General features: G+C 40.8%; 9 protein-coding genes. 6 read left to right on the top strand and 3 right to left on the bottom strand.

All coding sequences use genetic code 11. The features are described 5' to 3' along the window. Positions 1 to 86: 86 nt before the first annotated feature. From PVK79_RS10790 to PVK79_RS10770, 5 genes are all read left to right on the top strand, one after another. Positions 87 to 326: a hypothetical protein gene (locus PVK79_RS10790; protein WP_145238872.1), complete on the top strand. Its 240-nt coding sequence runs from the start codon at positions 87 to 89 to the stop codon at positions 324 to 326. A gap of 76 nt (positions 327 to 402) precedes the next feature. Continuing rightward, positions 403 to 1,647: an exonuclease SbcCD subunit D C-terminal domain-containing protein gene (locus PVK79_RS10785; protein ID WP_257326718.1), complete on the top strand. Its 1,245-nt coding sequence runs from the start codon at positions 403 to 405 to the stop codon at positions 1,645 to 1,647. Beyond that, entirely contained in the window at positions 1,644 to 5,285 is a 3,642-nt protein-coding gene (locus PVK79_RS10780; RefSeq protein ID WP_257326717.1) for an AAA family ATPase, read from the top strand. The genes PVK79_RS10785 and PVK79_RS10780 overlap by 4 nt, the downstream gene beginning before the upstream one ends. A 9-nt stretch (positions 5,286 to 5,294) precedes the next feature. After that, positions 5,295 to 5,960 (top strand): class I SAM-dependent methyltransferase, encoded by a 666-nt coding sequence (locus PVK79_RS10775; RefSeq protein WP_257326716.1) that lies wholly within the window; start codon positions 5,295 to 5,297, stop codon positions 5,958 to 5,960. 364 nt (positions 5,961 to 6,324) lie between these two features. Next, the gene (locus tag PVK79_RS10770; RefSeq protein WP_257326715.1) at positions 6,325 to 6,984 is read left to right on the top strand and encodes a hypothetical protein; all 660 of its coding nucleotides are present in this window, start codon (positions 6,325 to 6,327) and stop codon (positions 6,982 to 6,984) included. Positions 6,985 to 7,058: 74 nt separating this feature from the next. Here the strand turns inward: PVK79_RS10770 and PVK79_RS10765 are convergent, their stop codons facing one another. Continuing rightward, positions 7,059 to 8,573, bottom strand: a complete 1,515-nt coding sequence (locus tag PVK79_RS10765) for a hypothetical protein (RefSeq protein WP_257326714.1) — start codon at positions 8,571 to 8,573, stop codon at positions 7,059 to 7,061. Between the two features lie 74 nt (positions 8,574 to 8,647). Next, positions 8,648 to 10,111, bottom strand: coding sequence for a dGTPase (gene dgt, locus PVK79_RS10760; RefSeq protein WP_257326713.1), 1,464 nt, complete (start codon positions 10,109 to 10,111; stop codon positions 8,648 to 8,650). 236 nt (positions 10,112 to 10,347) lie between these two features. Here dgt and PVK79_RS10755 point away from each other — a divergent pair, with 236 nt between their 5' ends. Next, the gene (locus PVK79_RS10755; protein ID WP_257326712.1) at positions 10,348 to 11,532 is read left to right on the top strand and encodes an alkaline phosphatase family protein; all 1,185 of its coding nucleotides are present in this window, start codon (positions 10,348 to 10,350) and stop codon (positions 11,530 to 11,532) included. A gap of 58 nt (positions 11,533 to 11,590) precedes the next feature. Here the strand turns inward: PVK79_RS10755 and PVK79_RS10750 are convergent, their stop codons facing one another. Then, on the bottom strand, positions 11,591 to 12,334 hold the full coding sequence (locus PVK79_RS10750) for a zinc-dependent metalloprotease family protein (protein WP_182731990.1): 744 nt from the start codon (positions 12,332 to 12,334) through the stop codon (positions 11,591 to 11,593). Positions 12,335 to 12,357 lie beyond the last annotated feature (23 nt).

Raw genomic sequence — 12,357 nt, 5'->3', positions numbered from 1 at the left:
CGCCCACTTTTTTGATTTGAGGGGGTTAAAAGCATCGCTTTTCTCCTCAAAAGTGTTTCAACATACTAGTAAAATGCGGTGGGCATATGGATTTTTATATCCTAAAAAAACAACAAGAAGTAATTGCAATTCCAGCAGATGAACAAAGTTGTAAACAGTATTTAGATTCAGGTTATTTTTATATTGATAAAGTAGCTGCCTGTAACGAAACGAATGCGTTAAAAGTACTGCAGGCCAAACAAACCAAAGCACTCAAAGTACCATTAGTGCTGGCATTGTTAGCTTTACCCATGGTGATCTTTGCTTGGTATAACCTAACAAGTTAAAGATTCAGCTTGTGCCCTTGCATCTTAATTTAGCTTGGGTATATTGACGCTCTTAACTGTTTTTTAAGAGCGTGACATGAAAGTCTTACATACCTCAGATTGGCATTTAGGCCAACAATTTTACGAACACAATCGCTGCCAAGAGCATCAGGTGTTTTTCAGTTGGCTGATAGACACGCTCGTCACACAACAAATAGATCTGCTGTTAGTCGCTGGTGATATTTATCACACAGCTACCCCGCCTGCTAGCAGTGAAAATCAACTCTACCAATTTATAAAAGATGCCAAAAAGCACTGCCCTGCATTGCAAATAGTGCTTATTGCCGGTAATCATGATTCTGCAAATCGCATAATGGCCGCCCAGCCGCTGCTTGCTCAGTTTGATACTCAGGTCGTAGGCCGTTTTGATGCGAATAGTCCAGCAGATGTGGTACTGCGTTTAAATAGCAACTCTGTAACAGCTCATATCGTTGCAATGCCATTTTTACGTGCCAGTGATGTTAGTTCACTTAGTCACACTGAAAACGGTCACGATTACGCTCAAGGCATAGCTAAGGCCTACCAGCTAAGTATTGAGCATGCGCTCATTGATAAGCCTGCAACAACGCCGCTGATAGTGATGGGGCACTTACATGCCAAGGGCGGCGATATCTCCAGTGATTCTGAGCGAAATTTGATAATTGGCGGAGAAGAATCAGTAACAGCAAACGTGTTTAGCAATCATGCTGATTACGTTGCGCTGGGCCACTTGCATAAAGCGCAAATAGTCGCAAAGTCCGAGACAATCCGCTATAGCGGTACACCAATGCCGATGTCGTTTTCAGAGCGCAACTATAAACACCAAGTATGTGTTGCTGAGTTTACAACCACCACTGATGATACGATTGCAGTGACTGTAAACCCCCTTTACATTCCTCGCCCAACAGAAGTGATTTTATTACCTGAAGGAGAGTGCGTACCTCTTGAACAATTATGCCAACAACTATCGAGCCTAAACCTAAGCCAATATAGCCAAGCTCCGTATTTAAGAGTAAAGCTCAGTGCAGGGGATACCGATACAACTTTTCGAGAGCAAATTGAAAAAGCACTAGAGAACAAAGAAGTGCGCTTTTGCGGCATAGAACGCGTTCGTCAGCATAATAAAGAGCAGCGTTTAACTGTCTTTGAAGATTTAAGCCAAGTCGAGATGCTCAACCCGCAAATGTTATTAGAGCAAGCGTTTGCCAATAACAAAGACATGGCGGGGCAAGCTGTCCCGGATGAGCTAAAAACCCTTTTAAACGATGTAATAAGCGAACTTGCGGAGCAAGAACAACTATGAAAATAACCGCAGTACGCATCCATAACTTAGCCTCAATTGTTGACGCCGAAATCGACTTTACCAAAGCACCGTTAAGGGATGCTGGTTTATTTGCCATAACGGGCGACACTGGTGCAGGAAAAAGCACTTTTTTAGATGCGATTTGCTTAGCCCTTTATACCAAAACAGCTCGATTAAGAGGTGATAAAGGTAACTTAATAGATTTTAATGGCGACAGTATAAAGTTAAATGATCCACGTAACTTATTACGTAAGGGTAAATGGGAAGGTTTTGCCGAGGTCGATTTTTTAGGCCAAGATAAACAGCTCTATCGCGCGCGCTATACCATTCAAAGAACTCATAAAAAAATAACCGGAAAGTTAAAAGTAGCAGAGCACAGCCTCTATACTTTGCCAGACGAAACGCTAATAGCTGATAAAAGCAACACCATAAAAGAAGTCGAAAGTAAAATAGGGCTCAACTTTGAACAATTCTCGCGGGCGGTATTATTAGCGCAACATGAGTTTGCGGCATTTTTAAAGGCCACGGGTGATGAACGAGCCCAGCTTTTAGAATGCTTAACTGGCACAGATAAATTTAGCTTGATTGGTAAACGTATTTTTGAGCGCCATAAAGAACAGCTAAATAAACTCGAATTGCTCAAAGCCAGTTTAGCCAGTTATACCTTACTCACTGACGAAGAACTTGCCGCGAAAACTCAACTACTTGATGATTTAAAACAGCAAATTGAAGATACTACAAAAACCTTAGCTGGCATCGAGCAGGGTATAAACTGGTATAAGCAAGCCAATAGCTTAGAGCAAGCACTGAATCTAGCAGAACAAAATCAACAACAAGCCAGTACAGCGCTTAAAGCCATTGCAACACAAAGTGAACAGGCTAAACAAGCGCAAAGTGCACTGGAAATTAAAGACAATCGCAATCGTTTTAAAAGCTTAACGGCGCAAAATAATGAACTAAATACCAAGGTAAATGATTTAAAGAGTATCGATCATACGGCACTCATTACTGATCTTGCCAGCGCACTTGAAAAGCACAACGAGAGCTTGCAAACGGCGAAACAACAGCAAAAAAGCGCGGAACCAATCATTGCTAAAGCGCGTGAGCTCGACAATCAACTTGCGATGCAAACACAAACCATAACCAGCATTACAAGGCAAAATGAAAAAGAGCAAAAACAACTTACTCATTTACAGCAGCAATTTAAACAAAGCCAAGCAAGTCATCAACAAGCAAAAAAACATTCCGAGCAACACCAGCAATGGCTAACCCAGCATAGTCAACTTAAGCAACTAGCGAGTGATTGGAATTACTATCAGCATAGCTTCAATCAGTTTTTGCACGCTAAGCAGCAATTTGCAACAACGACTGAACAAAGTACACAGTTAGCAGCTGAGCTTATACGGCAAAACGAGCAGCTGGAAACACAAACTAAAAAACTGACGCTAAGCGAACAAACACTTTTAAGCGAACAACAAAAGCTTGATCAACTCAACAAGCAACACGGCCAATTTAATATTGAGCAATGTGATGCCAAACTTAAAAGTATCGATTACTTAAAAGAGCAACGCGAGCGTTACAAACAGTTTAATCAAGAGCTAAAGCAAAGCACGCAACAACAAAGTGTTATTGCAAGCAAACTAAGTCAGGGCGAGCAAACACAAACAACGCTAACCCAGAACCTAGTAACACGAGAACAAACGCTTAAACACAGTGAATACGCACTAAATCAAGCTCGCTTGCGTGCCAGCGAAAGTGTCGAACATTTACGTGCTCAACTTACGCCAAATGAACCTTGTGTGGTATGTGGAGCAACCGAACACCCATTCGCAGATCAGCAATTAACTAACTTAATCGCTGCTTTTGAAAATGACTATAAAACTGCAAAACAGCACTACGAAAATGCCCTAGCAGAGCTTCACTCGCATCAAACTCAGCATGCTGTGCTCGTTGCTGAACACACACAACACAGCCAAGCGGTACAGACTGCACAGACTAAACAGCTTGAAATAAAACATACCATGCAAGCGGCCCGCACCGAACTTAATGACTTAACCTCAGAGCAATTGGAGGCCAGTTACATTGCGCTCAATGAACAAAAAACACAGTATTATGCAACACAAAAACAACAGCGCAACTTGCAAGAGCAGGTAAACCAACTGCAAAGTATCTTTAAAAATGAGCAGCAAGCTCAACAACAGTTACATACACGCCACCTTGAACTAAGCAATCAACAAAGCCAGCTCAATAGCAAGCTAAGTGAGCTAAGCACACAAATTAATGAGCTAACCGCGACCCTTGGTTCACAATTTCAAGAGGCTCAATTTTGGCAACAACTGCAAAATAATTCGCTTAATTTAATTGAGTTAAACCAGCAAGTTGAGCAATATCAGCACAACCAAGAGCAGCTTGAGCAAGCGCAAAAACAACTCGATAGCGCTGACCAACAGATGCAGCAGTTTACACCGCTGATCAGTGATACAGAGCAAATCTTAAAAAACCTAAAAGATGATTTAGCCAAAGCACAGCAACAACATAGCAGCTCGCAAAGTGAGCGCTTAGCGCTATTTAATAATGAACACATTAGTGCTGACGACTACCAAACGAAGCTAGCTGCTCAACAAGAGCAATACCAAGCACAGCTTCAGCACAGCCAAAAAGCGCACGATAACGCGATAAAACAACGCGACGAGCACGCGATAACGCTGCAAGGCCTCGAGCAACGGTTACTTGAAAATGCGCAAGAACAAGCCGACCTCGATACTCGCTATAATCAATGGTTTGCTGAATTTAAAAGCCGCTACAGCGATGCAAGCCACGAACAGGTCACAATTTTACTAACACTAAGTAGCGATGAAATTAAAACGCATTTAAAGCAACATGAACAATTAGCGCAAGCTTTAATAGATGAAAATGCCGCGTTAAAGCAGCACAAACACGCTTACTTACAGCATCAAAACAGCGATAAACCTAAGCAAAGCCATGCTGAGCTTATTCAACAGTTAGCCAATTTAAACGATCAGCAAGCTGCGCAGCACAAAGCACAGCTTGCAACCAATACTGTACTTGAACAGCACAATCAAAACCGTCAGGCGCTGCAAGGCAAACAAACTGAATTGGCAACCGTGCAAAAACACGTCGAGCAATGGCATGTACTTAATAAAGTGTTGGGTGATGCAACGGGTAAAACCATGCGTAACTTAGCACAAACGCAAACGCTAAAAATATTATTACACTATGCAAACAGCCACTTACGAACGTTAAACAAACGCTATGAACTTACAGCTATTGAGCAAACCTTGGATATCGCCATTGTTGATAAGGACATGGCTGATGAGCAACGTTCAGTTAATACCTTATCCGGCGGCGAGTCGTTTTTAGTCTCGTTGGCACTTGCGCTGGGCCTTGCATCTTTGTCATCCAATAAAGTAAGTATTAACTCTTTGTTTATTGACGAAGGCTTTGGTACGTTAGACAGTGAAACATTAAGCATTGCCATGGATGCACTTGATTCATTACAAGCGCAGGGGCGCAAAGTGGGCGTGATCTCCCATGTATCTCAAATGACAGAACGGGTTGCTACCCAAGTTCATGTCGCCAAGAAACCTGGTGGCTATTCGACTGTTACAATTATTTAAGGAATAGTAATGCCAACATTTACACAAGACGAAGCAACGCAATATGATTCTCGCATTCCTCGTTTAGTACCGGGGTATGAATTGCTACACAACAGTACCGCAGCGCAACTACAAGCAACGCTCGGCGATGAAGCGCATATTTTGGTAATAGGCGCCGGTACCGGTAAAGAAGTCGCCCTCCTTGCTGCCTTGCAGCCTAAATGGCATTTTACTGCACAAGATACCTCACAAGACATGCTCGATATCGCAAAGCAACGATTTGTTGAGCTTGGGATCAGCGAACGGGTTACTTTACACTTAGGCTCGCCATCCGAACTTACACAACAAGCGGATGCCGCATTATGCTTATTAGTGATGCACTTTGTGGCAGATAACGGCGATAAAAAAGCCATGTTGCAAGCAATTAGCACACAGCTAAAAGCACATGGGCAATTATATTTAGCCGATTTAATGCGTCCAGAAACACTTTTTGAGCGTGATGCCCAATTGATACTCAGCAAACAATTAGGCTTAACTGAAACAGGGGTAGAGCGCATGCAGCATAATTTTGAGCATGAGTTTTTCCCACTTGATAGAATTCGTCTTGCCGACTTACTCGATGAAACAGGCTTCAATAGTGGCAAGTTGTATTTTAAAACACTTGGTTTTAGTGGTTATGTGGCACAAAAACGCTAAACGTAAACTACTAATTTACCTTTCACAATGCTCTATTACTACTTAGACATGCATTAAAGCATTTTTAAAACCGTTTACCCAACGCTGGTTAACGGTTTTAATATTGACACTTTATTTTTCAATATTTTACCCTAACCAAATAGATTCGTATTAGGTCTAATAAAACCACCATTACTTGGGATTGTGTATCATCCCACTAACAACAATGTACTGACACACTTAGAATCAATAATAATTTTTTCATGTGCTTTTAAGCCAAATATAAGCTTTTAACGGTTACCGTCTTATTTGGTTGTACCTATAAAGTTTGCAATAACAAAAAATAATGGTAGGCTGTAAGTTCATCTTTTACAGGACGTAACTAATGAAAAAATGGATTTTTATATTAATCTCCCTCAGTTTCAGCCCGCTATGTACTGCATCCGCTGTTTACTCCCCTTTGACACAACCGCAATTAGAACAACCTGACACAACACTATTAACTCGACTAGCTGATTTTTGTAATCGCAGAGAAAACATCACAACATCAACCGATAAAGACAGCTTCGCGAATATAATTGAATCACCAATAACAGCTGGTTTTTATCTACACTCATATAACAACATGGCAAAACAGACTGCATGGCGCAATTTCTATGAGTTGCCAGCGCGCTGTAAAACTAAAGAAAACGCCACCATTAATGCATTATGGTGTACTGAGCATCAGCGAGTAAAGCGCCAACAGTTTGAATTACATTGGCAAACAGCGGGCAACTTACAACGTGCCGAAGTACAACCTAATGATCATGTCTATGAAATCATCCTACCCAAAAAAGGCATGCAATCTATTAGGTTAGCTACTCAAAACGTAAAGTCACTCCCCCAAACAAGCTTATTACAGCATGCCTCTTCATTAATGGGGATTGTCTGTATTTGTTTGTTTATTACCGTTGTGATTTTATTTTTTAGTTGGCGACATGCTAAAAGGGTGAAGCGGTTCGTAATCTTAACTCATACAAATAAAGTAATTTATAGCAGCAAGTAACAGCCCAGAGCAGGCTGCTACTAAACAAAATAGTCTGAGCTTTGGATAATCAATCTCCAGCGACAATTAATATATTAATCGTCAGTTTTTAACTGTTTTGCACGCTCCTGTGCTGCAATTAATTTGGCTGATTTTGGCACTGTTTTTTTCGGGACAATCGTCGGCTTTTCTTTTGAATTTGGATCCCAAGTGGGGTCGAGTGATAAATTAGCAAATGGGTTAGCTTTACTCTGATTTGGATCTGCTACAGATGCGCCAGATATATTATCTCTTTCATCTTGCTCTGATGCACTATGCTGCTCTGCTGCTAATTCATCGTTTAATGCCGCAAGCGCCTGTGCTATTTCATCATCACTGTCAGTTACCGTTAAAGTATCAGCTTGTGGTTGAACATCCACGGTCATTGATGGCTCAACTTCCCTCGTTTGCGAAAGGCCTGATGTGAGCGCTTGGCCACTACTATTAACAGCATCCGAATGGACAATTTCATTTGCTACTTCATTCGTTGCGCAATGAATAACGTTTTCATCATCCATTTTAGGTAATTGCTCAGCTTCGTTATTGAGCTCTGTTGTGGTCGTTTGGTGTGGTTCTAAATTAGTTTCAAGATCAGCTTCAACATTTATCGTCGCAGGCTTTATGACGTCTTTAGGTTGTTGTGGCTTCTGACCTGGTAATGGCGCATCAGGATCAAACATACGCACTTCAGGCTCTTTAAAATCATGCTCATTTTTAAAAAGCCGCTGCGTTAGCTCAACTTTTACGTTCACATCGTCTGAATTTATCACTTCAGTTTGTGGAGTTGCAATCACTTCTTGCTCTGCTATAACTGCTTTTTTTGGCGCAACAGTGGATTCGCTTGCTGCGGGCTCAGCCTTTGCGGGGGTTAATTTTGATACAGCGGCTTCTGTACTTGAAGCCTCATCAGTTGCAGGAATTAGCGGTACAGTTTCAGCTGCTTTTTTGTTAGCGCGTAAGCGCAGCAGCAACATTGCAGCTAATAATAAAACTACTAACAACAATAAACTTGGCATCAATAACGAATCCGACTCAGTGCGCACTGGTTCTGGGGCTGTTACCTTTATCGTCGCAGGTTCGCTTGTTATTACGGCTTCGGGTGTAGCGTCAACTTCATCATTGTTTTGCCCAAGCGGCTGTTCGACTGTGGTTTCTGCGCTGCTCTTTTGCTCAACTTCAATACTTTGGACATTCTCAACATTTTCAACAATTACAGACGCCTCCCTTTGAACTTCTGCTGGCTCATTTTTGGCTACTGACGAATTGCTGTCAAGGGGGTTTACAGTCGAGTTTTGCGTCTCTAATGTAGATTTTATTTTATTATCAACATGTGTTTTTGGTGCAACCACTACAGGTGCTGGTTGCGCTTGAGACGCTGCTGGAGGTGGGTTACTGCAGTTGTTTTTATAATCTTTTGCCGCATTTCGATAACTACGGCTACTTGTATTATCGCTGTATTGCTGCATTTGTTGTTTATACAAGATGCACATAGCTTCACTGTATTTAGCAAAGCTATTGAAACTAAAAGTAAATAAAATAAATAAGCAAAGTCGTAATACGTGAGCCATCATAAATCTATTAAACAAAATAACACAATAAACCCAGTTTAATAGTTGTGTGCAAATTTATCTAGCAGTGTGTTTTGCTAATCAATTACCATCAAGGTACGGTATTCATCGTAAGCAAATTGATCTGTCATGCCGCTGATATAATCTTGAATAAATCGACAGCGATAATAAAACTCATAAGCGAGTACATGATCGGGTTCTGCTTGCATCGCTTCAATGGCTTGTAAATAGCTATTTAAATGCTTTTTCGAAAGCTTTTTGAGCAACCGTGTTTCAATTAAGAAACGATCATCCCCTTTGATCACCCGTTTAAAGTCATCATGACTTAACAGCAGTAATGGCTTATAACAATCAAGTAATCCATTGATAATTCGATAGCCTTGTAATTCAAGTTTACCGACTTCCTTATGTGAAAACACATACTCAAACGCCACTTGTTTCAAAGTGGTGGTTATAGCGTGTAAATGACTGCGGTCTTCTAACAAGGCTTGATTAAAATCACCATGATAAACCGCTTCAATATTATCTATAAAACGTTTGGCCGCATAATTAACCAGAGGGTGGAGTAGAGTTACCCGTAAATAAATAAAAAACTCGCTATTAAAGTTATAAGGTTGCTGAGCGGCCTTATCGAGGGCATAGTTAACTGCTTTTTCAACCACGTGCTGATGCTCTACATCGTCAATAGTAAGATTAGTTAACACTTTTTGATAATGCTGTTTGAGTTTATCGCATAATAACTCAACAGTGATAATGCCCTTTTCTACGGCATCTTCAATATCAGCTAAGCAATATGAAATATCATCAGCCGCTTCCATTATATAACTGGCGGGGTGGCGACATTGTGGCTCTATCAATAGCTCTTTTTGCAATCTTTCAACAAAGTTTTTTTCACTGTAGTAAAAGCCTACTTTTTTCATCAAATAATTTTTAGTTCGTGGTATATCTTCTTTAGCCATACTTGCCGGACGCGTGTATTTTAAAATACCAGCCGTTTGGCTATAGGTTAAATTAAGTGATAACAGTGAGTGTACAATACGGATACCTTGCGCATTACCTTCAAAGTTACAAATATCTTGTGCTAAATGTTTAAATATTAAGCCAATTCCCGTGTGTGGATCGGCGCAGCGCTGAGGGGTAAGCGTTGCTAAATTTGCGTTAAACCAGTGATTAATCGCAGCTTCACCAAAATGACCAAACGGTGGATTACCTATATCGTGCATCAAGCAGGCCATTTCAACCAGACTTTCTAGCGGCCTCTCTAACCCTGTTAGGCCATATTCAGCTTGTTGTTTGGCCGTTAAATTCGCAAAGATGCGTTGCACTATAAAACGCCCAACTTGTTGTACTTCGAGGGAGTGAGTTAACCGCGAGCGTACCGCAGCATTGCGCTCCAACGGAAACACTTGCGTTTTTTGTTGTAAGCGGCGAATTGCAGCACTATTGATGATACGGCCACGATCGCTTTCTAACGCCATCTGTAAATTAGGGGTTGAGCGCAGCTCACGCGCTGACGTTATTTTTTTGCTGAAATCGATCATAGACGCTCCTTTTATTGTCTACTTTTAATCTAACAGCTTGTTTACTAAATTAATATCCATGACTGCTATTCGCACATAAATTTATCTATTAATAATTATCACGGTCATAAAATAGCGGTACACTGCATATTAAACATAAGCATATCGTAACGTATTTGTTTATTTTCTGATTACCAATAACGCCCAACAAAGGTATTAATACAATTAAGCCTATTTTAAGTTTTCTGTTATTAGCATTGCTCATTTATGGCTCTTTTAGCCACGCTAAAGACGATAGAAACTCTGCTAATAATACCGTAGTACTTGTTTCTCTTGATGGATTCCGCTGGGATTACATCGAAAAACACGGTGCTGAAAATTTAGCCGCAATAGCTAAATCGGGAGTTCGCGCAACTAAAATGCGCCCGGTATATCCGACTAAAACATTTCCTAATCATATATCTATCATTACTGGTTTATTGCCAATTAATCATGGCGTAGTAGATAACCGCTTTTGCGATACACAAAGAAATGAATGCTATAGCATGGGAAAAGGGAAAGACGACAGCACATGGTTCAACGGCATTCCACTGTGGAATTTGGCGTCGATGCAGGGATTAAAATCAGCCGCTTATTTTTGGCCCGAATCAGATGCGCGATTTAATGGCATGCTGCCGAATTACTTTTACCATTATTCAAAACACAGTAATTATCAAAATCGTGTTGATCAAATTATTCAATGGCTAACATTGCCAGCAGCGCAGCGCCCGCAATTAGTTGTTAGTTATTTTTCACTGGTAGATAGTATGGGCCATGAATATGGGCCTGATGCGGAGCAAACCAAGCAAGCGGTAAAAGAAGTAGATGTATTAATGGGGCAATTACAGCAACGCCTCAATGAACTAGAGCAAAATGTTAACTTAGTGATTGTCTCCGATCATGGTATGAGTACCGTTGAGCCAAACCAAAGTATTGCTATCAGTAGCTTACCGAAAGACGACAAGTTTATGGTTAAAAATACCGGACCGAGAGTATTGATCTATGCTAATAAAGGCACTACAAAAGCTGAGATCACAGCATATAAACAACACTTAACGAAAGCAGCAAAAGGGCGCTATACCGTACTAAGTGATGAACAACGTAAGCTTTATCACTATGCTAACAATGGCCGAACTGGTGATATTATTTTACAAACCACAGCACCAAGAAGTTTTGCTGATACCGGTAAAGTAAGCTATTTAGGTACCCATGGCTATGCTTATAGCGAAGATATGGCGGCAACCTTTATTGCCAATGGCCCAGCATTTAAAAATTCATTAGTAATCGATGAAGTAAATAACTTAGATGTTTACCCACTTATTGCCAAAGTACTGGGAATTAAAGTACTCAATGCAATCGATGGCGATGGCGATGGCGCAACACTTTGGCCAGCTTTAAATTAAATAATAAAAAGAGCGCTAATGCGCTCAAAAGGGAAAAACTGTTCACTAAAAATAAACGCTATTTAAAGTTAGCAATACTGTCTTTAGTGGCATTTACTGTACGCCATGCAAACGATTCACCAGTTACACCGTAAGGAACACCATTAACACTCCAGTTCGGGTTAGAAAAATAATCATACTGCGTGGCACTACCAAATACATGAGGGTACGCCATAATACTGGCAAACTGATTTTGTACGCCATGGCCCATACCATCAACATAAACACCACCTGATGTATCACCTTGCTTACGAGAGTGTGCTAAGCCTTGATTGTGGCCTAATTCATGTACAAAGGTTGTTGCTCCACAATCTACCGCTGTAATACTGTACATACTGTTACTTACTGAGCTATATAAATTACCATTACTGCCATTGCCAACCCACGCAATACCACACGAAATTAGGTTACTGCCAGCACTTTGACCAGTACCAAGCACCGCAACCATATCTGCCCCCCAACTATTGCGTAAACCTTGAATATAACTACTGTTAGTGACTGAATTTAGCCAGCTGCTAGAAGGTGTAATTGCATGATTACCTAAGTTTTCGCTGCCTACTAAACGCAGTGAAATATCAATACCATTTTGGCTATAAACCTGATTACTAAAAGCAATATACTGGTTAATTTTAGTATTAATGTTTGCAGTGGCGGCCGCCGCTTGATCTGTATATAAAATCGCAATATCAATAGTCGCGGCGTGGCTAGTTGCAGTCATACCTAATGCACATAATGCAGCTAAAGTAGTTAGTCGTTTATTCATAGTAGTTCCTTGTCAGGTTGTGT

This window comes from Pseudoalteromonas rhizosphaerae (genome assembly GCF_028885455.1).
Lineage (GTDB): Bacteria > Pseudomonadota > Gammaproteobacteria > Enterobacterales > Alteromonadaceae > Pseudoalteromonas > Pseudoalteromonas rhizosphaerae.
Note: the sequence above shows the minus strand (reverse complement) of the source record. Positions and strands in the feature narration are given on the sequence as shown.

Excerpts from the sequence above, each read along its gene's own strand:
- PVK79_RS10790 (WP_145238872.1), top strand. The coding sequence starts at position 87 with ATGGATTTTTATATCCTAAAAAAACAACAAGAAGTAATTGCAATTCCA.
- PVK79_RS10785 (WP_257326718.1), top strand. The coding sequence starts at position 403 with ATGAAAGTCTTACATACCTCAGATTGGCATTTAGGCCAACAATTTTAC.
- PVK79_RS10780 (WP_257326717.1), top strand. The coding sequence starts at position 1,644 with ATGAAAATAACCGCAGTACGCATCCATAACTTAGCCTCAATTGTTGAC.
- PVK79_RS10775 (WP_257326716.1), top strand. The coding sequence starts at position 5,295 with ATGCCAACATTTACACAAGACGAAGCAACGCAATATGATTCTCGCATT.
- PVK79_RS10770 (WP_257326715.1), top strand. The coding sequence starts at position 6,325 with ATGAAAAAATGGATTTTTATATTAATCTCCCTCAGTTTCAGCCCGCTA.
- PVK79_RS10765 (WP_257326714.1), bottom strand. The coding sequence starts at position 8,573 with ATGATGGCTCACGTATTACGACTTTGCTTATTTATTTTATTTACTTTT.
- dgt (WP_257326713.1), bottom strand. The coding sequence starts at position 10,111 with ATGATCGATTTCAGCAAAAAAATAACGTCAGCGCGTGAGCTGCGCTCA.
- PVK79_RS10750 (WP_182731990.1), bottom strand. The coding sequence starts at position 12,334 with ATGAATAAACGACTAACTACTTTAGCTGCATTATGTGCATTAGGTATG.